Origin of the sequence: Paucibacter sp. XJ19-41 (genome assembly GCF_028462495.1) — a bacterium.
In the GTDB taxonomy this organism is placed as follows: Bacteria; Pseudomonadota; Gammaproteobacteria; order Burkholderiales; family Burkholderiaceae_C; genus Roseateles_E.
Genome location: NZ_JAQOWX010000007.1, coordinates 57514 through 84004 on the forward strand (window position 1 = coordinate 57514; position 26491 = coordinate 84004).

Here is a 26491-nt window from a genome sequence, read left to right on the forward strand (position 1 = left end):
ATGCATTTCAGGCCGACCAATCCGAGTCAAAGCCAAGACGCACGCCCCAGCAGCCCTCCGAAGGCATCGTCGATCCATCCCCGCTCGCACGGGGCAGCACGGCAGAACAGCCTGGCCGGCGAGCTGCTGGTGGGTCCGTCCCCGCTCGCGCGGGGCAGCCAACTCCAGCTCGGGCGCCACATAGGCCGCCACGGGTCCATCCCCGCTCGCGCGGGGCAGCCGTTGGCCTGCACAACCAGGCCGTGCTGCCGCAGGGTCCATCCCCGCTCGCGCGGGGCAGCCAAGACGGCGCCCGTGTGGACCTCCAGCGTGTACGGTCCATCCCCGCTCGCGCGGGGCAGCCCTGTCGGCGCCTTGTGCTCGTGAACTGTGACAGGGTCCATCCCCGCTCGCGCGGGGCAGCCTTGACGCTCATCAGGGCGGTGCTTTCTCGGATGGGTCCATCCCCGCTCGCGCGGGGCAGCCGGTGCGCGCCTGGTGGTTTTCACCGGCATCCCGGGTCCATCCCCGCTCGCGCGGGGCAGCCTTCACCAGCGCGATCCGGGCTTGGTGCCAGTGGGGTCCATCCCCGCTCGCGCGGGGCAGCCTACATGCAGAGCGAGTCGCGCTGCGTCGCCTCGGGTCCATCCCCGCTCGCGCGGGGCAGCCAGCTTGCCCATGGCGCGAGTGCGCCAGTAAACGGGTCCATCCCCGCTCGCGCGGGGCAGCCACTCCAGCGTGCGGTAGTAGGTGGATGTGTGATGGTCCATCCCCGCTCGCGCGGGGCAGCCAGGAGGTCGCGATGATTGAGCCCCCGTGGTTAGGGTCCATCCCCGCTCGCGCGGGGCAGCCTTGTTTGCGCGAGCCGCAGCGATGGATTCGAGGGGTCCATCCCCGCTCGCGCGGGGCAGCCACACCCAGCAAAGCACCCTGGCCGGATTTGACGGGTCCATCCCCGCTCGCGCGGGGCAGCCTGCGTGCTGCCATGATTCAATCCTTATGAACAGGGTCCATCCCCGCTCGCGCGGGGCAGCCAGTGGGCGGCCGCTCCCTTGTGCTGCCGTTTAGGGTCCATCCCCGCTCGCGCGGGGCAGCCATCCTTCAGCCATGTCGCAGGCCCTCGCAGTGGGGTCCATCCCCGCTCGCGCGGGGCAGCCGCCACCAGGCGCTCTAGATGACGAAGGCTCATGGGTCCATCCCCGCTCGCGCGGGGCAGCCGGCCACCCCATCAGCCACTCGACCCACGTCGGGGGTCCATCCCCGCTCGCGCGGGGCAGCCTCACCCGCATCATCAGCAGCGACTATGTCGACGGGTCCATCCCCGCTCGCGCGGGGCAGCCAAGCGCAGCGCTGCGGCGGTGAAGCGAGACATGGGTCCATCCCCGCTCGCGCGGGGCAGCCTCGGCCTGGCTCTTGCCTGCGGCGGCACCTTCGGGTCCATCCCCGCTCGCGCGGGGCAGCCGCGATAACGTCTTGCGCGTTTGTGGCGAACTCGGGTCCATCCCCGCTCGCGCGGGGCAGCCATGGCCTGTGCGTGGACCATGCGGCGCTTCCAGGGTCCATCCCCGCTCGCGCGGGGCAGCCGGGTCGGGGCTCTGCAGGCTGGACTGCGTGTTGGGTCCATCCCCGCTCGCGCGGGGCAGCCTCCGCAACACCACACTGGACGGCATCACCTGGGGGTCCATCCCCGCTCGCGCGGGGCAGCCACGCGCGCCGCGCAAGAGATCTTCGGTGTCGACGGTCCATCCCCGCTCGCGCGGGGCAGCCGGTTCGGGGCACTGCAGGCTCGACTGCGTGATGGGTCCATCCCCGCTCGCGCGGGGCAGCCTCAGCAACACCACACTGGACGGCATCACCTGGGGGTCCATCCCCGCTCGCGCGGGGCAGCCATTGGGAATCGTGCCGTCATCAATGCCCTGCAGGGTCCATCCCCGCTCGCGCGGGGCAGCCTGCAGCGCGAACGTCAAGACTATGCGGGTGAAGGGTCCATCCCCGCTCGCGCGGGGCAGCCGCCTGCAAGTGCGAGCTGTTCTATCCCTTCAAGGGTCCATCCCCGCTCGCGCGGGGCAGCCATCGCCGTTCATGGCGATCGTTACCGCCGAGAGGGTCCATCCCCGCTCGCGCGGGGCAGCCTTTTCTGGCCATGTCTCAGAATTCCGGGGCAGGGGTCCATCCCCGCTCGCGCGGGGCAGCCTTTGACCGTCACCGGCTTGGGCGGCTTTGGCAGGGTCCATCCCCGCTCGCGCGGGGCAGCCGCGATAGACGCCAAGCAACCCGAGGCCTATTGGGGTCCATCCCCGCTCGCGCGGGGCAGCCTTCCTTCATGACTCTTGCTCCTTGGAACGCTTGGGTCCATCCCCGCTCGCGCGGGGCAGCCAGCAGATGCACCACATCGGCGATCTCGCCCAGGGGTCCATCCCCGCTCGCGCGGGGCAGCCTTCCTTCATGACTCTTGCTCCTTGGAACGCTTGGGTCCATCCCCGCTCGCGCGGGGCAGCCAGCAGATGCACCACATCGGCGATCTCGCCCATGGGTCCATCCCCGCTCGCGCGGGGCAGCCTGTGGATCTGGCATCCAAGCTGCGCAACATCAGGGTCCATCCCCGCTCGCGCGGGGCAGCCGAATACCGCGCCGCCATTCCAGCCCAGCAAAGGGTCCATCCCCGCTCGCGCGGGGCAGCCGCGTAGTTGGCGCTCTTCCAGGCGGCCTCGGTGGGTCCATCCCCGCTCGCGCGGGGCAGCCTCGGCCGGGCGGGCCTGCCGGTATGCCGTCAAGGGTCCATCCCCGCTCGCGCGGGGCAGCCGTGGAGCCGGAAGGCCGGCCCCGGCCCCGGCGCGGTCCATCCCCGCTCGCGCGGGGCAGCCGACGTTGCGCACGCCGCCGAACGCCTGGGGAAGGGTCCATCCCCGCTCGCGCGGGGCAGCCAGCGCGGCACCCTCGCCGAGCTGCGGCAGCTGGGGTCCATCCCCGCTCGCGCGGGGCAGCCACAGCACGCCCGCCCCGTTCCGTCAGGTGCTGGGGTCCATCCCCGCTCGCGCGGGGCAGCCTCCCACCAGAGCAAGACCCGTGGGAGGATGGGGGGTCCATCCCCGCTCGCGCGGGGCAGCCTCTACAAGGTAAGTTGTTGGGGCGATTAAGAAAACCGGGAAACGCGTGCGAGATTTTAAAGAGCTTTGGGGGGCTTGCTGCGGCGGGTGAGCCACATGCCGTCGGCTTCGACCAGTTCGCGCGGCGGGTTGCCGAGCTGGGCCAGGCCCACACCACCCGTGGCGTTGAGGTCGCGCCAGACCATTACAAGACTGCCGCGCGGTTCCTGGCCGTGCCAGTCGCGCATGACGCCCCAGACCCGCTCGCGAGCACCGGGATTCATGCGGGGCGAAACAAAGACGCCGGGCGCCACCTCCAGCATCACTGAGGCCAGAAAGCCACGAAAGCGGTCGGCCACATCACGCGTCGTGACCATCACCAGCGCCATCGGCCGCCCCTTCCTGGCTCTTGCCATGTTCTTCCATGCGCAGCACCTGCTTGATGCGATCCATCATCGAGCTGATGACCTGGTGCTTGCGGAAAACCTTGGCCGCTTCGCGCCTGACGAGGCGATCCACGCTGTCATCCGACTGCGCAGCCTGCTTGGCGGCGGTGAAGGCGATCTGCAAAGTGATGCTGTCGCGAAACAGATCGGCGATGTCCAGCACAAAGGACTGACCCGAGTCTTCATGGATGAAGCCCAGCGGCGGCAGCGCGGCGAGTGACTGCACGGCAATGGCGGCGGCGGCCTGCACGGCGGTGGCGGCGTGGTTGAGAGCTTGGTTGGGCAGGTCGGCCGCCTCGGGGTTTGCGCGGTCGTAGTGACGGCCGCGCCACTCGATGCCGTGCTTGTCGGCCATCAGGCGGTAGATGGCTTTGACCCGCGCGCCTTCAATGCCTCGCAGGGTGTCCAGGTCACGGTGCGGCAGGATCTCGCCCAGGCGCAAGGCGTACATATGCCGCGCAACGCTGATGCGGCGGCGCGGCGCGCCCCACAGCTCAGCCTGGCGACGCGCCACATCCGAACGGTCAGGCATCAGGGGCGGTGCGGTATAGGAACGCACGCCGTCTTGCCCCACGGCGGCCAGCAAGGTGCCGTGCCTGGCCAGCAGCCGCAGGGCGTCATGGGTGACGCTGCTGCCCGGGCCGAGCAGGATCATGGACACCGCCTGGTGCGGAATCTGGTCCAGGGTGGGCGTCAGCGAATCAGCACCGCGCGCGAAATGCAGGCAACCGTCCACCACGCACAGCTCGCCCCGCTCCAGCCACAGCAGACCGTGGCGATCCGCATGCGGAATGCGCGCCTTCTCCAGGCCCAGCCGTCCCTTCAGCACCGTCGGCCTCTCAGCGTGCGGGGCGCAGCAAGAGCATGCCGAAGCCGAAGGCGCGGTGGCGACCGACACCTCGGGCAAGAAGATGAGCGAAGGCCCGGCTGTCGATCACACGAAGCCTGCCTTGCAGCACCGCATCGGGGCCGCCCACCGCGCGGCGCTTGCGCCCCTCGTCAGCGCTCGTGCGGGTGGTTTGGCGCAACACCTCCAGCAGCTGAAAGCGCAGCAGTTCCACCTCCAGCAGTTCCATCGCCCCTTGCCAGGGCTCTCGCGGCCCCGATTCGCGCGGACCGAGCTGGTCTTTGAGCCATTGCGCGTAAACCGACTGACGATCCAACTCGGCCTCAGGCGTTAGGTCGGCAGCGGCCAGAAAGGCATCGCGCTCCCGCCCGGTCTTGCCTTCGCGGACGATGGGACGCACCCGCACTTCAAAACGCAAGACCTGGCCCTCCGGCCAGTTGCCGGGAAAAGCACGCAGCTGGTAGCCAGCATCGCCCGCCGTGGCACACAGGCCGAGTGCTTGTGCCGCCGGGCCCTCTGCCAGCGCCACATGAAGGGCCAGCGCCTCGGGGCTCAACGAGGTATAGGCCAGCAGGGCTTGTTGCTCAGCGTCATAAGCGAAGGGTTGCGGGGCATCCTCGCCGAACACGGCCGCCAGCAGACCATGCAGGGCATAGCCCAGATCGCCCTGGCTGCGCGGCAGCAGGCCGTGATGAGCCGCCCAGGCCGCCAGGTGACGAGGGTCAGGTCTTGTGCGTAGCAAATGCAGCGCGGGTGCCTCGGCACTGCCGGATTGCTGGATAGGGAGGCTCATGCCTGCACCTCCTTGAGGTGCAACTCAGCCTCGCGCACGGCTCGCCAGCCGCCATGCACGCCGCTGCGCCAGTTGCGCTCGTCGCACACATCGGACCGCCTGTCCTTGGGCAGGCGGCCTTCGCCGTCGGGCCACTGCACGCGCAGCGGCTGCGCCGAATCGGTGCCGGGTGCCACCGGCCATTGTTGAAGCGCGCCCGCCAGATCGTCTGCCTCCACCCACCCAGCCACCAGCCGCCCGGTGGGCAGGCAGGGTTTGCGGCCGATAAAGAGCGGACGCCGGGGCCGGTCCAGCGCCTGGGCCAGTTCGGCCAGGGTGGGCGACTCCTCAGCCGGCTCCAGGCGCAGCAGCACCAGAGCGGATAGGTCGGCGTGGTAGTCGCGGTAGCGCAGGTGGGGGCTGTTGTAGGAGGCCACGCCGCCGCGTCTTTCCTCAGGTTCGCCTCGGGTCGTCCAGCCCCGGTCGTTGGCACCCAGCTGGGCGGTTTGAAAGTCTGTCAGCCGGGAACCGGGGGCTTCCAGGCGACAGCCCATGCGCAGGCGATCCTGCAAGCGCTGGTGGGCGGCCGTCTCGCTGCGGTCCCAGCCCAGAGCATTGGCCAGAAGGCCGGCAAGCATGGACAGGGCTGGAAACTGCTGGATGACGCCCAGGTTGTCGATGGTCTCGCCGCCAAAGGCGATCAGCGGGGAGGCCAGGCGCAGGGCCAGGTGTTGCGGCATATCAGCAGCTCTCGAGCGGCGCGTCGGCCTGTGTGATGGCGGTCTTCACCCACTCGCCCAGGGCCGCCAGTGGCAGGCGCGAGGCACCGGGAACCGCCACATCGTCGACCGCCAAAAAGCGTCGGGCCAGCGGCGCGCCATAGGCGTCGTCGAGCTTGCCAATTTCCTCACTCAGGCGCTGCACGGCAGCCCCGCGAAGGTCTGACCCGGTCAGCGGCAAGGCATTCTGGAAGGTGCCCGCCAGGCTGCGCGGCTGCCAGTCGCCGGCCTCAACCAGCATAAACTTGGCCCATTCAAAAGGGGCCGTCGAACCCCGCTTGGCACCGGGGCTGACGGTGGCAATCAGGTGCAGCAGGTGCTGAACTACGCGACCCGAGAGCTCGCGCTTGTCGGCGCCCAGGGCGGCCCAATTGGCGGCTGCCTCGCCCTCCAGATTGGCGATCAGCTGGGGCACATCCACTACCACATAGCCGTAATACAGGCCCGAGCTCAGCTCGGTGTCGAAGATACCGGCGGAGCCTGTTTCGCCGGCCTCGCGTTGCAGATCGTCCACCACGGTGAAGTAGTCGTTCTCGACCTGGGCTTCATGAACAGTGAAGGCATGGGCCACATAAACCGCCGCGTCCCGGTTGGCCAGCACATCGGATGTGACCATGCGACCGAACAAGGCCGATTCGAGGCCACTGCCATGCTTGAGGGCCTCGATATTCTTCTTCTCGTCCTTTAGGAAAGCGGCGATTGCCGCCTTAAGGTCTTTTTCCTCACTGCAATCACTGGCCAAATTGGCGCAGCGCTTGACCAGGTAGTCGATCTCGGCACGGCCCAGCAGCACCGCCTGGCCGGTCTCCAGCGCCTCCTTGCCCTTGGCCTCTTTGGGCTTGTCTAGCAGGCCGGCCGACCGCAGGCCCTCGGCGCAGGCCTGGGCCAAGTTCTCGGCCACACCTTGGGCCAGCAACTCCTTGCGGATCAGTTCCAGCGTCTGGCGTGATCGCACGGCCATGGGCACACCCAAGGCGGCCAGCGCAAATCGGTCCTCAGCCACCCGCCAATGTCGTTTCAAACACTGCGAGGAGATGCGTGTGCGTATCGCGTTGCCATAGGGCAGGCGCTTGGCCAGGCCGGCGTCATCGCGGTTGAGCAGCGCGCCAGGGTAGGTGTGCAAGGTGTGGATCTGGATGAAGCGGGGCAGGTTGATCATGATCTTGTTCCTCCGGAGATTGGGTGTCGATTCAGGCGGCGGCGATGCGGGCCAACTTTGAAAAATAGGGGCCGGCAATGCGCAAGCGCAGTGCCTCAGCCGCTTGAACCTGCGCTGGGTCGTTCTCGATCAGTACCAGGCTGCCCAGCTCTCGCCAGTTCGGGGCCGCCCCCTTGCTTGCCAGCAGGCGCAGCACGCGGGGCAGCAGTTGTCGAAAAGCGTCACCGCGCGCCGTCAGCAATTTGGTGACGCGCGCCTCGGACACGCCTGCATCGGCCAGTTGCTCGCCCAGTCGGCCGGGGCTGTGGCCGGTGAGCGCCATGCCCTGCGCAATCAAGGCCCAGCGGGGCCAGGTCTCGGCGTGCCAGGTGTGGGGCTCGAGCCCCGCATGCAACAGGCCTCGCGCGAGGGCGGCCAGCTCATGGGGTTGGAGTGCCTGGGTTTGCAGGCGCGCCAGCGCGGCCCGGTCACCGGGCGGGGCATGAGCAATCCAGCCAGCCAGCTTGGAGAACATCTCGCCAGGCTGGGCCGGTTCAGCTGGTGCATCGGGGCCTGCTTTGGCGGCAGTCGCCGCAGTGTTTTGCTCGCTCATGCCTGGTTGTCCTGGGATGTGGAGAGGGTGGCGTAGTGCTGTGCCAGCAAGGGCAGCGGACTCTTGGGTGATCTCAGGCCGCCGTGAAACCGGCTCAGCGCAGCGGCCTGGGCGCGGTAGCGCTGCATGCCACTGCGCGGGCCAGCGTTGAAGGCGTGGCGGAGCAGTCTTTCCGCACGCTCAGTCAGGGCGATCAGCCAGCTCAGGCGCTCGGCGCTGGCATCGTCGGCCTCGACCTCCGCCGTGAGATCGGCGAAGAAGCGCGCGTCTTCGACTGCCTCGAAAGGCTTGGCGAAGTCGCTGGCTTTGTTCTTGGTGCTGTCGCTCGCGTCCTTGCCGACGGGTCCGTTGTTGAACAGAGTCATCAAGGACAACCACAGGAGCTTGCGAACCTCGGCAATGGCCGCGATGCGCTCGCCGGAGATGCGCGCAGCCACGTCGCGCGAACCGCCCAGCAGGCGGCGTAGCTTGGGTGAGATGGGCACGCGGCGCTCGTGGTAGCCCTCGGTCTTGCCTTGCCCCCGCGTAACGCCGCGCGCAATGAGTTCAAGCCGAGTGCCTTCACCCTCGCAACCGACATGCTGTGCCCGACCGGCTTTGTACTTCCCTCCAAAGAGCAGTTCAGCCATCAGCTTGTAGCCAAAGCCATCACTGGTGATGGTGAGTGCCTTGCCTTCGGCGATGTCAATGGGTGTCCAGGCGTCGCCTGTCATGCCGTTGAGGTCTTTCGCGGCGATTCTGGCTGCCTTGGTTCCGGCGCCTAAGGCCTGCAACTCCGCGCCGTGGCATTGCAAACGCACGCGGCGGCACAGCTCAATGTAGAGGGGATCGAGTCGCCCAAAGGCGCAACTGCTGTTGCCATCCCAGGCTTGCAACCAGACCAGGGCCAGGCCATTCTCGGTGGACATGCCATGTTCTTGTGCGATGTCGTCCCGCGCGTGAAGCAGCGTTGCAACATCTCGAAGCCAGCGCCGTCCCCATCCTTCCACTGTGGCAACACCCACGCCAGGCCGGCTGGCAAAGCCTCCGTTCATGCGCGAGATGCCGTAGTTTCCCGCACCCAAGAAGCCTTCCTGAGTTTGCAGACTGATCAGTGCAAGCAACCAGTCCTGAGCGTCTGCCGCACTCGCACGAGCAGCTTTCAGATCATGGTTCTTTGAAGTGACAAGTATGTCGAGTTCGTCGGCTGCGTGATAGACCGACTTCCAACTCGCCACACTCCCCCCCGGCACCGCCGCCTGCAGCAAGGCCGGCCGGTCCGGCGGCGTGACCAGGCACCAGGCCGCACCGTCCGGGTCGTCCGGTGTCAGGGCCAGCAGGGCTGAACGCCACTGGGCAGCGGTCTCGAACACGGTCTTGCGGCCTGCAGCATGCAGGGCAATGGCGGCGAGCTGGCACAAGAAGGCGTGCCAGGGGTGGCGCTGGTGGGCGCGCAAGGCGGGGAAGTCCCGCACCAGGTCGCTTGCCATGGCCACGAACAGCTCGGGCAGGCTGGCTTGAATGCGGGCGTTGTCGGCCACGTGGCGGTAGCTAATCAGCGGCTCGTTCAACAATGAATAGTGCAAGCCCGCTTGCGATGGACTGCTGGTGTGGGTCATTGCCCCTCCCCTCCCTCTACAGCTATTGTCAAGCGCTCCAGCCCGAAACGACTGTAGCGAAAACGAGCATCTCCCCAACTGAAGGCAAAGCCTGACCCTTCGCCCAGAGGACCTACATCGGTAGCTTCGGCATCAGGGGACAGGCCGCGTGGCACCTGATGGTGCCGCACGGCCAGCTGCCGCACGGGCACGCCGAAGGGCCCGACTGGCGGCCCTTGATCTCCAAACACCAGCAGCCGATCAGCAGCGCCCAGCCGGGTGGCCAACTGCTCGCCTGCCTCCGGGAAGGGATGCTCACCGAAGCCTTGCGTGTACGCAAGGGCTTGCAGTCCGCCCAGACTGGCCTTGGCAGCGGTGCTGCCATCCACCTCTTGGCCGAACTGTTGCCAGGCTTCGCCCAGCCCCTTGCTGATCAGATCGAGGCCCTCGGGGTGGGTGGCTTGCTCGACCAGCAAGCGGTTGTCGGCCGGAATCTGTCGACTGGGCTGGGCGGCAATCAGACGGCGGGTGGCTTCGATGATGCGCAGGTCCAGGTACACCCCGTCCAGGGACTTGCCCTTGCTGCGCAGCGGCCCTAGGCCGTGCTGCATGCGCTTCAGCAAAGGGGTCAGGTCATGCCCGGCCGGGGTCAGTACCCAGGCCTGCGCCGTCTCGAAGCCCATGGGGCGTACATCGCCGGGCTGCTCGGCGGACGGACGCGCGTGGCGATGCAGCCGTCCCAGGCGCTGCAATAGCACGTCCATGGGGCACAGATCAGTGATGAGCAGGTCGGCATCAATGTCCAGGCTTTGCTCCAGGGTCTGCGTGCCGATGAGAATGCGCCCGCCGGGCGAGACGCGCTGCTTGCCCATTTGCGCCTGCACTTGATCGTCCAGCAGTGGGCGCTCCTGGCGGCTGAAGCGGCTGTGATGCAGAGTGGCGATGCCATTCACCTTGAACAGCAGTTCGTCCGATAGGTCTTGGGCTTCCAGCAGGGCTTCCAGCGCTCGTAGGGTGGCGACCGCCGCAGGCACGGTATTGCGTATCACCAGCACGCGCGCCCCACGCTGGGCGGCTTCAAGGGCTCGTGCGGCAATGCGCTCGGGCTGGTCGATTTCATCAAGCAAGTGCCAGGAGACCTCCTTGTGCCGTGGATTGCCTTCGATGGTGCGCACTTGCGCAAATCCACCCACTTGGGTGCTCAGGGCTGGATAGGGTTGCCGCAGGGCTTCGAGTAGCGTCGGTGCGGCTGAACGTCGGGCTGTGCCGATGCTGAGAAACTTGCTGCGCGCCACCGCCCCCAGGGTGGCGGACAAGAGCAGGGCCTGACCGCCGCAAGCCACATGGGCACGCAGCAGCTGTTCCAGCAGAGCCGTCATATAGGCGTCCGAGGCGTGGACCTCGTCTACCACCAAAAGGCTGCGGGCCAGCATGGCATGGCGCAGGTGAGCATGCTTGAGCGGCAGGGCCGCCAACAGAGCCTGATCCACCGTGCCCACGGCGATGGTGGCGGCCAGATAGCGCTTGGGAGATTCGACAGCCCAGCGGCGCTCGGACTGTGCATCGCCCGGACTGTCGGACCACAGTACACGATAGCCCGGCAGGCGCTGCGGCAGAGCTTCGTCTGCCGCTTCATAGCCGGGCAGGGCTCGCACCACCAGGGGTGTGCCAGCAGGCCAGACACGGCTGGCAAAGTCGCGCACGCGCTGGTGGATTTGGGTAGCAGCCACGCGGGTGGGCAAAGCGAAATAGAGGCTGTCCACCTCGCCCCGTTGAAAGAGGTGCAGAAAGCGCCAGAGCGCGGCTTCGGTCTTGCCACTGCCGGTTTCGGCTTCCAAGATGGCCACCGGGCCAAGGTCTTTTGCGCTCATGGCAGCCTGCATCGGCCGCGCGCCTGGCAGGTCGAAAGCCTGGAAGAAGCTAGGTGGCTGCTGGTTCACAGCCAGGCGTTGGGCCAGCACGTCCAGGCCGATCACCCGCACCGCATACCGTGCCCGGTCGGGCGCGCTCAGCGCGCGATTCTCACCCGGCAGGCTATATGGGAAAAAACCATCTCGAGTGTCAGATCCCAACCAATCGGCCAACTGCACCAAGCCGGCGAAGATGTGCGTGAAGGCAGGGCTGTCGGGCAATTCGGCGTCTACCACCTTGAAGGCCAGCGGGTAAACATCCAGGCAAGTCTGGCCGATCCGAGCCACAGCGGCAGCCGGGTCATAGATCAGCTGGCCAGCCTGCCACACCGGCGCCCAGTCCTGGCTGTTATGCTTGACTTGCACGGGCTTGCCGTGATGGCTGATGCTGGCGTGCAGCAAGGTTAGGACGGCCTCACCCCAGTCATTCATGGCGGTCAAGGGCAGGCCTTGCACGACGACAAGGGCACGCGGATCGTCGGATTCAAAAAGGGTCCATCCCTCCGCACCGTGTCCGGAGTGCACAGGCCAACCCAATTTCCGCGCAACGCTCTCGGGCCAGTACTTGGCCTGAAAGCCGGGGCAGCACTTGCCGATGTCGTGCAGTAGCACCAGCACGGCCAGGCGCTGCAGGTCGCTCGCCTGCAGTGCTCGGCCAGCGGTCGTGTTTAGCGCGCGCCGGATTGCTTCGCACTCCGTCATGGCGATGAAACAGGCTGCGACGTCGAGCATGTGATCGATCAGCGAATGAATGGCTGAGACGCCTCCCTCGTCGTTGCGTTGCAACTTGCCCCATATCGGCCACTCCGAGCTCAGCTTTTGAACAGGCTGTGGCGGCTGCAGTTCGGGAGGCAACGTCATGGTGCTGGGCAATTCTCGTGTGCACATCGGATGCGCAGTATCACTAGCTTCGAGGAGCGGGGGTGCCCTCTCCGCCGATACAGACAGAGCTTCGGGACTCCAAATGCTGGCGCCCAGCCTATCCTGCAGTCATTCCTTCTCTTCTTTTGGGGTGGATCTAGCGCCCCCAAGTTGCTGATTTTTAGCAAAATTCAGCACGCGTTTTCGCCGATTTCATGCCGAAGATTGGTTCATGCCAATCGACATCATCAGCGCAGGCTCAGACGGTGACTCCAGAGCGAACGCAGACCAGCACGACAGTGCACCGGGAGTGAACCGAGACTGCCCCCGCAGTGGCGCAGGACTGAACGCCGCGACGGTCATGTCGCTGGCACCGACCGAGGCGCCTGGCCGCATCACCCGCAAGGCACGGCAGTACCAAGCCGCGATCGCCGAGCTTCGCGCGCAGGGCTACACCCTGGCGGCGATCTGCCGGTCACTGGCGGCTGCGGGTATGCACGTCAGCGTCAGCACCGTTCGACGAGAAGCCATTCGACAAGCCGCGCCGGCCCGGATCCCCTCGCTGCAGCCCCACCTCGCCGCCCACGGCGCCTCCTCACCCGCCTATGCCTCAGAGCCGACCGTCGCGCGAGCGACAACGACGGCATCCCTGCCCCGTGCAGGCGTGTCCGTTCCCTGCAGCGCCAAAGATGAGGCCGAGATCTTTGCGCTCGGGGTGATCACCAACCCACTCGTCCGTGCAAAGGAGCCACCATGAAGATCGCTGTCATCAACTTCTCCGGCAACGTGGGCAAGACCACCGTGGCCCGTCACCTGCTGCTGCCCCGCATTCCCGGCGCGGAGCTGATCGTCGTGGAAAGCGTGAATGCTGACGGCGGCCCCAGTGGCGACCGACACGGCAGCCCGGCGCAATCCCTGCGCGGCCGCCAGTTCGCTGCGCTGCAGGAGTACCTGCAGACCATCGACAGCGCCGTGGTCGACATCGGCGCCAGCAACGTGGAGGAGCTGCTGGACCTGATGCAGCTCTACCAGGGCAGCCATGAAGACTTCGACTGCTTCATCGTGCCGACCGTGCCGGGGCCCAAGCAGCAGCAAGACACGATTGCGACCTTGATCGCGCTGTCGCGCCTGGGCGTGCCGGCCTCGCGGGTGAAGATCGTGTTCAACATGCTGGAGCCTGCAGCCAGCGTCGAGGATGCGTTCTACCTGCTGCAAGCCTTCCTGGCCGAACGGCCGCTCGCGACGGTGAACACGGCCTGCCGCTTCCGAGCGAACGAGATCTACGCGCGCATTCGAGGTCACCGGGGCGCCCAAGCCGACCTGGCCACGCTGGCCAGCGACGATACCGACTACAAGGCCTTGATCCGCCAGTCGCCCGACATCGGCGAGAAGCTCACCCTGGCCGAGAAGCTCGCCACCCGCCGGCTGGCCTCATGGGCGATCACGGAACACGATGCGTGCTTCGCAGCGCTGAGCTTGGAAGAGGCGCAGGCGCCGCTTGTCGACTCGGCACTCGGATCCACTCTCAACGAAATCTCCGCAGCACTCCCGAAACCTGCCCGGAGGGCCGCGCGATGACGGCCCAGCTCAACGGCCGCGAGGCGCTGTTCGTCGAGTCGCTCGGCGAGATGGCCACGGTGGTGAATCGGGTCGAGGCCCTGGTGCCCCTGTTGCAAGACACCCGGAAATCGCTGATCGATGCGAACACACAGTTGTGCAACCAGCGCCGCGAGTTCGATGTTCACATGCATGCCATCACCGAGCACGCAAAGCTCGTGGCGATGAACCACGTCGCACAGCACACACGCGAGATGACGCGCAAGTCGGTGCAGACGCAGGTCGTGGAGATCCACGAAGCGGCGCGCAAGGCGATGGGTGCCGAAATCCGTCCGACCTTGCAAGAGCTGATCGCACCGCTGCACCGCCTGGCATACCAGGCCAGTCAACGCGAGAGTGCCCGGGAACGCTGGGAACGCTGGCTGGCGCATGCGATGACGGCCGCAGTGGCCTCCTCGGTCACTTTGATCCTGGTGAGCGCCTGGCTGTGGACCCGCTGAAGTTCGAGAGGGCTTGAGATCCCAGGCGGCCCGGCTTCGGGCGTGGCGGGTGCCAGCGGTGCCGATCTGGCCGCAGGCCTGTTCGGCAAGGGGGCGCGTTCATGCGCAGCAGGAAGGCATCAAGCCCCCATCCGCTGGCACGGGTGCGGGCCGCCTGCCTACCTGCATCGGGCGGCGTCGCCTGTCGACATCGCCATGCGTGATGTCCTACCGTTTCGTCCTGCCCATGCCCTGAATGCGGGGGCGTCAGGCCATTCCCTAGCGGGAGGCGCACTCTTAGACTGAACGCATGGACAACCTACTCATGAGCATCTACCTCGCCGTTGGGCTTGTCCTGGCGGTCGCATTCAGCCAGCGGCGCGAGCTGCTCGGCGGCCTGCCCATCAGTCCGCATGACGATGGTTCAGACTCGCTGCTGTGGTTCGCCATGTGCGCGGGCTTCTGGCCGCTGATGCTTGTCTCGGCGGTCTACGCAAAGACCAGGAAGTCTCAGCAGAAGCACCGCTGAGCCATCGCATCACCACATGCCGGCCACCACGTGCCGGTCTCTTGCGCTGGCGCTAAGCCGGCACCAGTTCCAATCGATTGGGCAGTTCTCGGACCAGCAAGCCGTGCAACTTGGCCAATGCACGCGCAAAGCCCAGGTTGTCACCCGTCCTGAATACGCCGCTGACCCGTAGGCTTGCGAGCGCACCCGCATCAGCCACACTGATGGGCGTCGCGCTGTAGCGGTTCATCTCGTCCAGCGCTTGCGGCAGCGACGCGTTGTCGAAGACCGCCTCGCCGCGTTTCCAGGCCAGCACCTGGTCCACGGGGGGTCGGTCGACCTGCGGCTTCAGCGCCGCAGCCACCTGGCCACGCGGCCGGGGAGTGACTCGCAAACGCTGGCCCGGCGTCATCTCGACGCCGTCCGCAGACTTTGTCGGTACGCCGACCGCGCTCGCGCCGCGTACCACCACCCTGCCCTCGACCAGCGTGACGTCGAGCGCCTCACGCGCGCCGGCAACAGACGGTGTCAGCCGCACCACAAAGGCCGTCCCGGTGGCGGTGACTTCCGCCCCGGCCGCCTGCACGACAAAGGGCCGGCCCGCATCCTTGGCCACCTCGAAGAATGCCTCTCCGCCTTCCACGCGCACGCGGCGCTGGGTCTGGTCGAGTTCCACCTTCACCCGGGTCGAGGTGTTCAGCGACATCCGGGTCCCATCCTTCAGGATCACCAGGCGCTGCTCGCCGATGCCGGTGTCGTAGCGGTCGATGTCGCGCCCCAGCACACCGACCACGAGGGCAGTCGCTGTGAGCGACAGAGCGAGCGCCCAAGGGCGCGGCCAGGCCCATCCCCTCGTGCCGGCATTCGCGAGGCTGGCGCCCTGCCCTTCCCCACCTTGGCTCTCAGGCCTGCTGGCCGCCGCTGCCCGGGCCACGGCGGCCCGGTCGACGCCCGCCGCCTCCATCCACAGATCCGTACCGCGCTCGAAGGCCAGCCGGTGCGCCGCCGAGCGTGCCTGCCAGGCTCGGCATTCGCGTTCCATGTGGTTGGATCGATCCGGCCCATGCAAACGGGCGATCCAGACGGCCGCCTCGGCCGCGATCTCTCGCGTCACGACGGGCTCGGCCCCCCGCCCTTCGTTTTGCTCGTCGCCCTGCCCGTCCCGCCCCTCTGCGCCAGTCACGTTCGCCAGTCCTGCATCCCGGTGATGAGTTGCATCGTAGCCTTGGCGATGTGCTTCTCCACCGTGCTGATGCTCAAGCCGTGATGATCGGCGATCTCCCGGTAGGTCAGCCCGTCCAGGCGGTGGGCCAGGAAGATGTCCCGGCTCCTTTCGGTCAGTCGCCCCAAGCAATAGTGCAGCCGTGCCAGGCGTTCACGCCCCAGCACCACGGCCTCAACGGGCGGCGACTCGTCGACCAGGATGACCTCTTCGAGCACGACCTGCTCGCCGTGGGTGACACGGCCCCGGTGCTCATCAATGGCCAGGTTCAGCGCGGTCTGCATCAGGAAGGCCTCGGGTTTGTCGACGACCTGCTCGCGCTCGTAGCGGGCCAGCCGCACCCAGGCTTCCTGGACGATGTCTTCCGCATCCTGAGTCGAGCTGCCGCGCCGCCGCAGGGCATCTCGGATGCGGGAGAAGACGGGGGGTAGGTTCTTCATGATGGGCACCCTCCTGTAAATCAGGACGACCATGCCGCAGTGCGGGTTGCGGTAGGGCCGATGACGGGGTTGACAGAAACGCACGCGACAGATTCGGAGGGGGCTTGTTCTCCCGATCAGTTCGTGCACACACCGAACAATGTGGATGATCGTCCGTGGTGCTATTGACGTCAATAGCAAAACATCCGTGGATGCCTCGCCAATCTCCACGTCACGCCCAAACGCCAACACTGTTGGCGTTCGGCGCAGCTGTTCGAGAGCGTCGGCTGAGTCTTGGCCTATCTCAGGAAACCCTAGCCCACGAGGCGGGAATTGACCGCTCGTACATAAGCAGCGTCGAGCGTGGGGGGCAGAACGTCGGGCTCGTATTGGCCGCCCAGATCGCGCAGGCCCTTGACACCAGTTTGGCGGACTTGATCGCTGCCGCCAGGCTGTGAGGCCCAGCGGTTGATCCCAAGCATCGGCTTGAGGCTGTGAGCAGCCGGTCGCCACTCCTGAACCTCATCGCGACACGAGCGCTGGATTCGATGCCCATCAGCGGTCATTCACCAAGGCTGGCGATCGACCCTGAGGAGCCGTTCGACCTTCCGCTCGGCCCTGCCGGAAAGCGGTCGCTCAACGTTTGAACTCAGCCGGCCCGGTTGGCTGCGATGAAAGGCTATGCGTCATGTGCGCCATCACCGAATGCTGGTTCAAAGGCCGTCCATTTGCGCGGTTCAGGCTCATAGCGAAGATACACGGCATCTTCTGAGTTCTCTGCTGTAACCACAACAGATTTGGATGCGCCCTGCGCAAGTTGCTCCAAGATTTCCAGTACCACCGCATGCTCCTGCGGTCCGTTGACATCGCGCGGATCGATGTCAAGTTCGATCTCACCCGGCACGAAGAAGTGACAATTTACGGTTACTCGCCCGACCGATACCTGAAGCAGATGTGAAACTTCTCGGTTCGAGAAGATGTCTTCAACGCTCGGCAGCGGCATCTCCGCCCCATCGCACAAGTACCTGGCACCAAACTGATTCGCCATCGAGAGGAGCACAAGCCAGTCAGTCTTATTCGCATCGAACAAATAGACATCCCGGAGCGAACCGTCGCGCTCCCACAAGTCACGCGGCTCGCCGAAGCGAGGTTTGGTCATGACCAACGTACCAGCTGAGTGGACCGCGACGGCGCGCTCGGTGGTGGCAAGGCGCGCGAACCTGACCCGCCGTTGCGGGACAGGTTAAGCGCCGAGTTGGATCGCACCTGCCGCGAGGAGCTATTCATTGGGCTCGAAGCCTGGATAGACCTTGTACGAAGGCAGATGGGCATCTTGGTCGTACCAGGGCGCCTTGCTTCCGACAAAGACGTGGCGGCTTGGGAGGACTCTTGGATCGTCGTTCAGTGTTCCGAGCGTGATCACGGTTCCCTCAAGTGCATTGAGCCTCTTGATGAATAGCTGAGAGCCGCACTTTGAACAAAACATCTTCTCTCTGTTCGGCGACGAGCGATATGAGGTGAGGTGCTCTGAGCCTTCAATCGTCAAGGCGGCTGTAGGTACGAGCGCGTTAGTCGAGAAGGCTGCTCCGTGGGCCTTCCTACACATGGAGCAGTGGCAGTTCTCGGCGTGGGTAATCTCTGATGCGACCGAGTAGCGGACGGACTGGCAGAGGCAACTTCCGTTGAACATGAGAAGGTGTGTCCTGTGTGGCCTATCGAAGCTGAGCCGGGCGCTGCGGCCTGCCGACGCGCGTCTGCTCGGGCGACCGATTAAGCAGCAGGCGCTCAAGCTTGGCCAAACGCTTGGACACCGCCTCGCGATTCTTGGCCGATTTGATCCAAGCGGGTAGCCGAGAGAACATGGAAGCATTCCCCGCATTGACGCCTCGCTCTCGAAGACTAGCCGCAACGTAGCTCTTGAGTGCCTGAATGTGATGCGCGTTGTATGCCCAAACAGCGCCATATCTGCCTGCATCCACAAGTAGCAGTGGCATGCCGAAGTGTGGATCGTTGTGCTCCGCCCCATCATGAATTCTTTGAGCCACCACCGGCACGATCGACTCATGCCCACACTCTGGGCATGAAGCGACTACGGAATCCAAAACCTCGCGCGGCCAACCACGCTGACTAATGCGCGGCTGCAACCACTTGTGCCCGCAGTAACCGCAAGGCCGCCTGCCGGTCATGGACATAGGCCCAACCCAGTCACCGCGCACAGAATCGAGAGTCAAGCCGCACTCCGCACATTCGAAGGATGCGCTCCACCGCCGCTCCTGAAACTGTGCAAGGACGGTACCAGCAGCGTTGCAACGAACGCATTTGACGTGAACCTCGCTGGCGTAGGCGCTGAGGAACTTCCCGGTATCAACGACCCGATCACTTGATGGCATTTCTGTTGCCTAGACAAGATGGCTTCGTGACGCCGGGCGGCCCGACCCCTGCGATGCCGTAGGGTGCGGGCACAAGGCCCGTAGAGCTACACCAATGCACCCGGCGGACGGGCCGCCGGGGCGTTGCAAGTTTGCGTGGAGTCGGAGCATGGAGTGCAAATCTAACAGCATCTTGTTCGTCGTCCTCCGAGATGCGCACCCTCTGAACTCCCTACGCGGCCTCAACATTCCGCAGATGGCTGTGCAGCCGCTGGACATGCGACTTGGGACTGAAGCCGCGCTTGCCCGCGTGGTCGGCATCTTCGGCGCTGCGCATCCGCACCACGCCTACCCGCTGCAAATTTTGCATGGGAAAGCTGATCACTTTCTTATCCGCACGCGGCGCCGCTTGCCAGTCGCATTGCATCCCTAGATGTGCCGTCGCGATCGGTCTTGAGCCGACCTCCGTTGCGTTGGTTGACCTTGATGGCGAAGACTCGCCAGAGTTACCGGTGCCGCGAGATGCCGTACAGCAGCACTTCACGGGCGCCCGCTCCTGGCCGGGTCGAGCCCGCCAGCTTTCGGAATTGCTAGCCCTGAAGCGGCCGTTCAGGACGCAACCTTTGAGCGACTGCTCTCGGGCGATGACGTTGGCCGAGCGAGCACCCGCACCCGCACCCGGCCATCAGCAGCCGTTGTTCGGCGCCTGGCTAGCGGCAGCTTCGTGCCCAAAGCCGAAGTTCATCGCACCGCAGCACCAGTCTTTACTCACTCACTCGAAGCACAAGAATCGAATGACGCTTCAGCAATAAGGGTCCCTTCAATACGAGGCCCCTGCCGGCGCCGGTGCAACATCGACCTTCACTTTGCTCGCGCTGCTGCCTGCCTAGGCGGTAAGTTTCCCAGCTTGCAAAATGAGCGAATCGAATACCTCAGAACGAAAGCGTACCGGTTACTCGAGTTATCTCCCCTCCACCGGTCTTCAACTCTGTGTTGTTGAAGGTGATTGTCCGTTTGTCGTAGTCGACCACGATGCCCAGAGCGCTGAGGCTTGGACAAGTGACGAGGATGTTATTGCAGTAGAAGCCCCAAGAGCGTAGCCCACTTCCAATTCCATTATCGAATTCGGCATAGTCCAGTGAGATGGAAATGCTGCTTGGTTTCAACCAAGGAATCACTGGCGTGGCGTCCAAACTTGATACTGAAAACTTGAAACCAGGCGCAAGCGATACTTGCCCCATATGCTGTCGCGTCAGCCCGAATGTACCGCCAAAACTAGAGTAGCAACGATTTGTTCCCGAACTCGAATCACAGGTCGGAGAAATGTATTTAAAGACGGTCTCCGAGGCATCTGGATTGAACATTGTGAAGCCGGGATAGAAGCTTACCGCTTCGCCGGAGAGGCTAAGCCCAGAGGACACACCGCTCCTAACGCTCAGCGTCGCAGCCTTGCTTTCAGTGCTGAGCCCAGCGCTTTTTACGACGACATCGAACTGGGCGCCGTCATCTGCCTGCGTCGCAGGGAACGTGTACGTGGACGCCGTTGCGTCCGGTATATTGATGCCATTGCGCCGCCACTGATATTCAATCTCCGATTCAGCGGTCGCGCCAACACTGAAGCTCGCCGTCGCCGGCCCCCCGGAAAGGAAAACAGTCGCAGGTTGGATCGTGATGGATGGAGGAGATGCGACCGGGCCAAGATAAATTGGCAAGACGTCCCGCATCAAACTGAGAAACTTTGGAACAACGAATGCGTGGAACGCCGCTTTTTCATTTGGAAGCCTAGATCCTCCGACGAAGTCGGATTGCCATTCCATTTGGAATTGGCTGGAATTCGCGGCCGTGGCCTTGGCGCTTGCGACCTTGGTCGGCACACCATCCAACCCAACCCGGTAGATTCTCACCTCGTCAATGTCGTATGAGCCGATTCCGAAAGCTCCCTTGTTTAGGCTCGCGGGATCCAGAGCAACAAAGAATGTACTGGCATCGCCAACGGAAAAACTGGATCTGCTCAGGGTGGCTGCTCCGCCTAAAGTAGCTTTATTGAGAACCGGGCCGGTACTCGTCGTAATCTTCGCAATCTCCGCCTTGTAGTCGACGTTGAGCTTAAAGTTGTCGCGAAAGAAATCGACGATGTCCGAACCTGGCGTGATGTTGGCCGATTGGAAAGTCTCTGTGGCCGGCTCGGTAGGCGGAGAAGCCACCGACTTGATTGGGGAAGTACCCCGCCAAACTAGTCCAGTCTCCACCTGAGCTTCAATCAGAGTCAGCGTGCGCGCGAGAACCCGAACCCCGAGACCAGCCCCCACGCCCGCGCGCAGTTCCCATTCGGCGGTCGACCCCTCGTAAGCGTCCGAGGTGACGGTGGCGCTGCCATTGCTGGTCGTGTACCCACTCAAATTGGACCAGCCAGCCGCCTCCGTATAGGCCAAGCCGATGCTCAAGTTGACGTCCTGTTTGAAGTCGTAGTTGATCTTTGACTTCGAGCCCAGCCTTGCCTCACCCTTGGCTATAGCATCAATCGGAATGATGGGAGATATGACGAGCGCCAGAAGACCGGTGACCGGAATTGGGATTGCAACCAACAGCGCGCGGCAAGCGTACCGTCCGGTGAATGGCTGAAATTCCAAGGCGCCGTCGAGCCCCATATGCGCCGTGCCACTGAACCGGAATCGAAGGTCCGTCACGACGCCAGACAGGATGGAGCCGTCGAGCACGAAGTCGGACGTGTCGTAGTCGAACTGCGTGGTGGGATTGAAGGTGGGTTTCCAAAAGGCTGCGTCGAAATCCCCGTCGCAAGTCAGGCGCCCATAGGCGGCCGAGAATCCATTGGCCCGCACGCCCAACGCGCTCCGCATCGGCTCCTGGGTCTGGAGGTACTCGGCGACCGCGCTGATCCCTGCGCTGGACTTGGCGTACGCCTTGATCTGCGCGCCTGTCATCCGAAAGGACAGTCGGGCATCCTTTACGAGGGCGGTGACCGGCGTGGGCTCAACAAAAAGGAACTTCGACTTGGCCGTATCGAAGGGCTGAATTTTCGTGATGCGACCGCCGATGCGATAGGCGCCGGTGCCAACGACAAGGCTGCCGACACTGATCCCCGTTCCGTCTGAGACCGCGAATTCGTAGGTCCCGCCCGCTCCCCCAGTCGGCGCCGAGACCACCATCGAGTCATCAATGGGGATCACGCTTGGTTGCAAAGATACTGCGGCGGCGGTAATGGGCAAGGATGAAACCTCTCCAAGCTTGGCCGTAATGCTCGCTGAGCCGGTGCCGGAGACAGCCTGTACGTTGCCGGAGTCAGACACCTCAATAGCAGGATCCGAACTGGAGAACAAGAACTTCACGCCCGTGATCTCGACGCCGTCCTTATCTAATGCCTTCACCTTCAGCGGCATGCTTTGGCCGCTTGCCGTGAACGTGATATGGCTAGGAGCAATCTCAATGCTCGCCACCGTCGGCTGAGATAGGTTGGGGTTGCCGTCAGTTGAGGCGTCACTGCCACCGCCGCCACATGACGCGAGTTGAAGAGCGAAAGCAACGCCGGCGAGTAGCCGGACAAATCCGGAAGCAACCGAATGCATTTTATTCCCTCCCCAATTCAATGCTATAGCGCTCGCGTGTCAACGGAAAGTCGGTCGACCTTCGCTGCACGTCCTTGTGCTGTGTTGGAGACGCAGTCCGCGTTTACGCTCGTGTTCAAACACCGTTCGGATTGACCTTTTGCAAGGCATTCAACGGTGCAGACGGCCACGACGCCGCGTGCGCGAATGTCCAACAGCACCCCTTGTACCTATGAACTACGAGGCGTGCATCCACAAGCCGTGGCTTGACAGCACTGTGGATCGAATGTCGCACTCGGGCACGAAGCTGCTGTAGGCAGGTGATGTCCCGCGAGGTGTGGTCAATGGGCTCCTATGGGGACCGTGCGTTCAGAGCGCTTCGCATTCTCAAAGTTGAGGATGCGTGCCGCTGGTAGGGGACGGATAAATCAGGGGCTTTAGTCGCGGCGCCGCCGTTCGAGCGCCATTCCGACTGGTCAGCTAACGCCATTCAGGGAGGCGCCATGGCACCGAGCACTAACCCGACAGACAACCCTACCGATATCGTGGCTGCGATTCGGGCCTTCAGGCCTTCTGAACATCCTCCGTTCGTGCCAGGCCTGTCTCGCGCACACCTGCCAGCGACGATCTCCCCGAACTCTCCGGTTTTTGCGCTTCCTCCCGTGGTCGTAGCGCTTCTGACGCTGGCTGCTGAGGAGTTGGTGAAGGCCCTGGGCAAGCGAATAGGCGAGCGCCTAGGGGATGCAGTCGGCGACATCATCGACCATTTAGTTGAGTCACTCTTTGGTTCACGTTCGGACTATGAAGCTGAGGTTGTCAGCCGGCTGGATCGGATCCAGAAAACGCTAGACGCGCTCGTCGAGTTCCTCTCGAGCGACTTCATCAAGATTCTTGCTGGCACGGTCGACATCTCGATCGCCAAGGACAAGGCTGCCGGCGTTCATGCCTCGGCTGCATTCGTGTACCAGCGCAAATGTGAAGTCCTTGACGCTGCAGTGAACAATGGCAGGCCCACCGAGCTATATGAGGACGCCGTTTTTAACGTTGCGGCGGAGGCTGCATCAGACGCCCTCCAGATCGTTAGCAACGCTGACTACGGCATTTCATTTTTTGGCACGGCAATTGAAGCGATGGTTGTTGTTACTGCAGCGGCTGAGCGCCTGTGCAAGGACCAAGGTAAGGACGCCTTCTACGCCAAGCCGCTCGCAGGCTATGCGCGCGATATCAGGGCTGTCTGCCAGAACTTCGTTGATCCGGCGAATCCGAAAAGCTTCATTGCGCGATATACGCCCCTCGAAGAGCGTATAAGGAAATATTCAGAGCTGGTCACCACCAATTGCCTGGGTGGACACGATTTCCTTGCTGGCTGGCAGGGGCTCGGTCTCGACGGCGCGGGCGACATTCGCGTCATGCCCCGGACCTTCCGTCTGATTGGCTGGAATGATGCGACGCGTCGGTCTCAACGCACGGCTACGAATCGCCCAGGGTTTGCCATTCCTGGCGGTCAGCAGCCGACGCCGGCGCTGGTCTACGCGGGTATGAAAGCAGCGTATCCACCGCATGACGATTTCCCGATCTGCTCGTGGTGGAGTCCTATGGGGTTCACCTGGAGCTCTTTCGATGATGAGGCTCACGCCGAGATTGACCGCAACTGGGCTTTCGCCAAGCTTGATGGGCAACCCATAGTTGACAACCTGAAGGCACTGCACGAAGCCGTGCTCAACCTTCTTGCGTCTTGCGACTACGTCATCGCTGCGCTCGACCCTCCAGAGCCTCTGCCGACCTGAGTGAAGAGGGCGGCAAAGCCCGTTCCACCTTGCCTAACATACGACCCTCGCGAGGGTTCGAAAGGGCGAAGCCGGTCCATTGCTCCCACTGGCTGCCTTGCGGCCGCGACTTTTTTGCAGCTGAGTCCGCTTTGGGCACGAAGCCGCCATCGACGACGAAAGCGCCAGCGGCTGCAATGGGTCGATTGCCGGCCCTCGCCAATGACCGCTGACCGGCGCCCAATCTCGCGACCAGGCCACGTCTAGGTTGCCCAACGTCGAGCGGCCGCTGCCGCTGCACAGCGGTAGTCGATTCAGGGCATCGAATCACCGGTTGAACTCAGGCCCAGGCATCTCTCTGGAGATGACCGGCTCTACGTCGCGCCCACGCACATGTGCCGGCACCTCGCGCTCCCACTTTCGGCCGTGCTCCCTCGCGAAGGTCGAGCCTCGAATGAAGCTGGTGATGCGCTCCGCCAGCTCGCGATCCCTGGGCTGATCTGAGGCCGTGAGCGCGGCCACGATGTGAGCCCAGGCCCGCAGCGCGCCCATGCGGCTGCGCTGGTAGGCGTCGCCTGATTTCATCGGCTCCGGGGCATTGTGCAGACGCCCCTCCTCCCGTGCCTTGCGCTGCCACAAGTGCTCGTAGCGGCGCACCTCCCCACGGGTGGCCTGGCGTGTGGCCTCGGCTTCAATGCCATAGCCACGCAGCCGCTCCGCGAAGGTCTCGCGCCACCGATGCAGATCGGCCTTGCGCGGGTTCAGACGCCTGCCACTCATGGACTCGGCCCGCACGCTCAGATGCACGTGCGGGTTCTCCTGGTGCTTGTGCAGCACCATCACATAGAAGTGGTCCTTCAGCTCGATCTGGGCAAACTCCCGTGCGGCCATCAGGACGATCTGCGCATTGGTGCCGCGTGGCATCGACAGCATCAGATTGAAGGCTTCCCGGCGGGGGCTAGTCTCCTCGATCAGCGAGCCACCCAGCCGCCATTGCTCGGCCAGGTCATGCAGCGCTTCCTTATCCTGGCGGACCACACCCCGGTCGTCCTCAAAGGCCAGCTGTCCGTTCTTGCTGATGTAGCGGAAGTGGGCTGCGATGGCGCCCATGCCCCGACCACCACCGGTGACCTTGACCATGACCTGCGGCCCCCGCCGGGTCACGGTGGCCTCGATGCGCCGACGGATCACCGCAGCCTGGCGACGCAACAAGATATTCAGGCGCGGTTGCGGCGCCACCTTGACGATGCGATTGCCGGGATAGAACAGGCGCTCTCCCCATTGCACCAGCACACCGTCGATCACTGAGGATGAGGTCCGGGGCGCCATGTCGTTCACCCTCCCTCAGGCTTGCAAGCTGGCCGACGCCATGACGCCGGCACTGCCGCCATCTGGGGCGCGGCCAAGGCCAGGTGCTGCCCAACTTCTGCGATCAGCCCCGCCACCAGAACATCAAGGCTAGCCAGCTCAGGGGATGAGGACTCTTCCAGCGCACGCTCCAGGGCCTTCAGACCGCTGTGCAAGGCCGCCAGCTTGGCGTTGGATCGCACCAGCGACGACACGAGCTCCCTGGGGCTGGCATGCAGAGGATCTTCCTCTGACCGCGCATCCAGGAGCTGCGCGACATACATCCCCTGCGACAACTCGGCCGCACGCGCAGCGCGGGCCAGCCTGGCGGCCCGGTCGGCGGGCATGCGCAGGGTCACCTTAGCGAACGGGGCGGCGTTGTGAAGCTGAATCGACGCTGCCGGCGCCGTGTCCATCGCACCGACAGCTGAGGCGTCAACGGCCTGTGCGTCCAGCCACTCGCCGAGGACAGTTCTGGCCAGCGCAGCCGCACTCATGCGGCGCGAGCGTGCGACGGCAGCTAGCGCGGGGCCATGCCGACGGAAGTCGATGGTCAACCGTTCGCGACGGCCGCTGCCGCTGCGTGGCGCATGGGCTCGCGGCTGGCGGACGAAGGTGGCGGTTCCCATGACACAAGTTTGCGTCGGGTTCGGCGCTTGGCGCGTGCTGATTTTTGCTAAGAATCAGCGCCGGGCGCGACCCAGCAAGATGCATCACGTCTTCATGAGTCCGCCAACAACGAACCCACGAATCACCAGATCAAGGAACAACAAAAGGCAGCACCTCAATCATGGGGGAACAAACCGGGGAACGCTTTTGGCCAGTAGCTGAAAAACTGCTATCAAGTCAACTACTTACGCCGCACTTGCGGTTCCCGCCGGAGACCAATAGGACGTTTCAGAGCGTCCCGCAAGCGATCAAGCCTCTATGTGAATCAATCACTTAGAGGCTTTTTTCATGCCATCGAAGCTCGTGGGGTTGCTTTACAGCTCAGGTCGGGTGGGGGAACTTCGTCACACAGGCTGTGCTTCCATCCGCTTGTCTCAGCTCGCGACCGAGACAGCTGTCTGCCGCCGACGCCACAGCACGGGCACGCAGGCGCCCGCCAGCGCCAGCGCCACCAGCGCATAGGACTGCGGCTCGGGCACCGTGGCGCAACTGCCCTGCCCCACTGCGATGCACGCAGTGCCGTAGCTGACATCAGTCAGGCTCAGCCCTTCGCGGCCGACCAGATTGAGTTCGAAATCCGGGCT

At 64.4% G+C, this 26491-nt stretch carries 23 protein-coding genes and 1 CRISPR repeat array; of the genes, 7 read left to right on the forward strand and 16 right to left on the reverse strand.

All coding sequences use genetic code 11. The features are described from left to right. Window positions 1-70: 70 nt before the first annotated feature. A CRISPR array of direct repeats spans window positions 71-3087; the repeat unit is 29 nt; unit sequence GGGTCCATCCCCGCTCGCGCGGGGCAGCC. Window positions 3088-3142: 55 nt separating this feature from the next. The 8 genes from cas2e to cas3 are packed head-to-tail and all read right to left on the reverse strand — an operon-like array spanning window position 3143 to window position 12008. Further along, window positions 3143-3454 (reverse strand): type I-E CRISPR-associated endoribonuclease Cas2e, encoded by a 312-nt coding sequence (gene cas2e, locus PO768_RS03345; protein WP_272644881.1) that lies wholly within the window; start codon window positions 3452-3454, stop codon window positions 3143-3145. After that, entirely contained in the window at window positions 3426-4340 is a 915-nt protein-coding gene (gene cas1e, locus PO768_RS03350) for a type I-E CRISPR-associated endonuclease Cas1e (protein ID WP_272644882.1), read from the reverse strand. The genes cas2e and cas1e overlap by 29 nt, the downstream gene beginning before the upstream one ends. Window positions 4341-4350: 10 nt before the next feature. Further along, the gene (locus PO768_RS03355) at window positions 4351-5151 is read right to left on the reverse strand and encodes a type I-E CRISPR-associated protein Cas6/Cse3/CasE (RefSeq protein WP_272644883.1); all 801 of its coding nucleotides are present in this window, start codon (window positions 5149-5151) and stop codon (window positions 4351-4353) included. Next, complete coding sequence (gene cas5e / locus PO768_RS03360; RefSeq protein ID WP_272644884.1) at window positions 5148-5870, reverse strand: type I-E CRISPR-associated protein Cas5/CasD; 723 nt, start codon at window positions 5868-5870, stop codon at window positions 5148-5150. The genes PO768_RS03355 and cas5e overlap by 4 nt, the downstream gene beginning before the upstream one ends. A 1-nt stretch (window position 5871) precedes the next feature. Then, entirely contained in the window at window positions 5872-7068 is a 1197-nt protein-coding gene (gene cas7e / locus PO768_RS03365) for a type I-E CRISPR-associated protein Cas7/Cse4/CasC (RefSeq protein WP_272644885.1), read from the reverse strand. A 31-nt stretch (window positions 7069-7099) separates the two neighbouring features. Beyond that, window positions 7100-7660 (reverse strand): type I-E CRISPR-associated protein Cse2/CasB, encoded by a 561-nt coding sequence (locus PO768_RS03370; RefSeq protein ID WP_272644886.1) that lies wholly within the window; start codon window positions 7658-7660, stop codon window positions 7100-7102. Further along, window positions 7657-9258, reverse strand: a complete 1602-nt coding sequence (locus tag PO768_RS03375; RefSeq protein ID WP_272644887.1) for a type I-E CRISPR-associated protein Cse1/CasA — start codon at window positions 9256-9258, stop codon at window positions 7657-7659. Before PO768_RS03375 ends, PO768_RS03370 begins: the two co-directional genes overlap by 4 nt. Next, window positions 9255-12008 (reverse strand): CRISPR-associated helicase Cas3', encoded by a 2754-nt coding sequence (gene cas3 / locus PO768_RS03380; protein ID WP_272644888.1) that lies wholly within the window; start codon window positions 12006-12008, stop codon window positions 9255-9257. Before cas3 ends, PO768_RS03375 begins: the two co-directional genes overlap by 4 nt. Window positions 12009-12240: 232 nt before the next feature. Here cas3 and PO768_RS03385 point away from each other — a divergent pair, with 232 nt between their 5' ends. The 4 genes from PO768_RS03385 (at window position 12241) to PO768_RS03400 (ending at window position 14573) form a co-directional block, all read left to right on the forward strand. Next, entirely contained in the window at window positions 12241-12765 is a 525-nt protein-coding gene (locus PO768_RS03385) for a hypothetical protein (RefSeq protein WP_272644889.1), read from the forward strand. Then, window positions 12762-13586 (forward strand): StbB family protein, encoded by an 825-nt coding sequence (gene stbB, locus PO768_RS03390; protein ID WP_272644890.1) that lies wholly within the window; start codon window positions 12762-12764, stop codon window positions 13584-13586. Before PO768_RS03385 ends, stbB begins: the two co-directional genes overlap by 4 nt. Continuing rightward, a complete protein-coding gene (locus tag PO768_RS03395; RefSeq protein WP_272644891.1) occupies window positions 13583-14065 on the forward strand; it encodes a hypothetical protein in 483 nt (160 codons plus the stop codon). The genes stbB and PO768_RS03395 overlap by 4 nt, the downstream gene beginning before the upstream one ends. Before the next feature lie 304 nt (window positions 14066-14369). Continuing rightward, the gene (locus tag PO768_RS03400; protein ID WP_272644892.1) at window positions 14370-14573 is read left to right on the forward strand and encodes a hypothetical protein; all 204 of its coding nucleotides are present in this window, start codon (window positions 14370-14372) and stop codon (window positions 14571-14573) included. A 52-nt stretch (window positions 14574-14625) separates the two neighbouring features. Here the strand turns inward: PO768_RS03400 and PO768_RS03405 are convergent, their stop codons facing one another. Then, window positions 14626-15666, reverse strand: coding sequence for a FecR family protein (locus PO768_RS03405; protein ID WP_272644893.1), 1041 nt, complete (start codon window positions 15664-15666; stop codon window positions 14626-14628). A 65-nt stretch (window positions 15667-15731) separates the two neighbouring features. Continuing rightward, window positions 15732-16214, reverse strand: a complete 483-nt coding sequence (locus tag PO768_RS03410) for an RNA polymerase sigma factor (protein WP_272644894.1) — start codon at window positions 16212-16214, stop codon at window positions 15732-15734. A 191-nt stretch (window positions 16215-16405) separates the two neighbouring features. Here PO768_RS03410 and PO768_RS03415 point away from each other — a divergent pair, with 191 nt between their 5' ends. After that, entirely contained in the window at window positions 16406-16651 is a 246-nt protein-coding gene (locus tag PO768_RS03415) for a helix-turn-helix transcriptional regulator (RefSeq protein ID WP_272644903.1), read from the forward strand. A gap of 221 nt (window positions 16652-16872) precedes the next feature. Here the strand turns inward: PO768_RS03415 and PO768_RS03420 are convergent, their stop codons facing one another. Beyond that, window positions 16873-17352 carry a hypothetical protein gene (locus PO768_RS03420; RefSeq protein WP_272644895.1) on the reverse strand — a complete coding sequence of 160 codons (480 nt, stop codon included), beginning with the start codon at window positions 17350-17352 and terminating at the stop codon, window positions 16873-16875. A 120-nt stretch (window positions 17353-17472) separates the two neighbouring features. Beyond that, window positions 17473-18258, reverse strand: a complete 786-nt coding sequence (locus PO768_RS29255; protein WP_442953166.1) for a GFA family protein — start codon at window positions 18256-18258, stop codon at window positions 17473-17475. A gap of 497 nt (window positions 18259-18755) precedes the next feature. Here PO768_RS29255 and PO768_RS03425 point away from each other — a divergent pair, with 497 nt between their 5' ends. Further along, window positions 18756-18995: a hypothetical protein gene (locus PO768_RS03425; RefSeq protein ID WP_272644896.1), complete on the forward strand. Its 240-nt coding sequence runs from the start codon at window positions 18756-18758 to the stop codon at window positions 18993-18995. A gap of 499 nt (window positions 18996-19494) precedes the next feature. Here the strand turns inward: PO768_RS03425 and PO768_RS03430 are convergent, their stop codons facing one another. Further along, on the reverse strand, window positions 19495-22146 hold the full coding sequence (locus tag PO768_RS03430; protein ID WP_272644897.1) for an immunoglobulin domain-containing protein: 2652 nt from the start codon (window positions 22144-22146) through the stop codon (window positions 19495-19497). 482 nt (window positions 22147-22628) lie between these two features. On the opposite strand from PO768_RS03430, the gene PO768_RS03435 reads away from it, so the two are divergent. Then, entirely contained in the window at window positions 22629-23912 is a 1284-nt protein-coding gene (locus PO768_RS03435) for a hypothetical protein (protein WP_272644898.1), read from the forward strand. A gap of 306 nt (window positions 23913-24218) precedes the next feature. Here PO768_RS03435 and PO768_RS03440 read toward each other — a convergent pair whose 3' ends face one another. From PO768_RS03440 to PO768_RS03450, 3 genes are all read right to left on the reverse strand, one after another. Further along, a complete protein-coding gene (locus PO768_RS03440; protein WP_336297741.1) occupies window positions 24219-25196 on the reverse strand; it encodes a relaxase/mobilization nuclease domain-containing protein in 978 nt (325 codons plus the stop codon). 29 nt (window positions 25197-25225) lie between these two features. Next, window positions 25226-25867: a hypothetical protein gene (locus PO768_RS03445; protein WP_272644899.1), complete on the reverse strand. Its 642-nt coding sequence runs from the start codon at window positions 25865-25867 to the stop codon at window positions 25226-25228. A gap of 414 nt (window positions 25868-26281) precedes the next feature. Then, a partial coding sequence (locus PO768_RS03450) for a PEP-CTERM sorting domain-containing protein (RefSeq protein WP_272644900.1) occupies window positions 26282-26491 on the reverse strand: 210 nt, incomplete at its 5' end.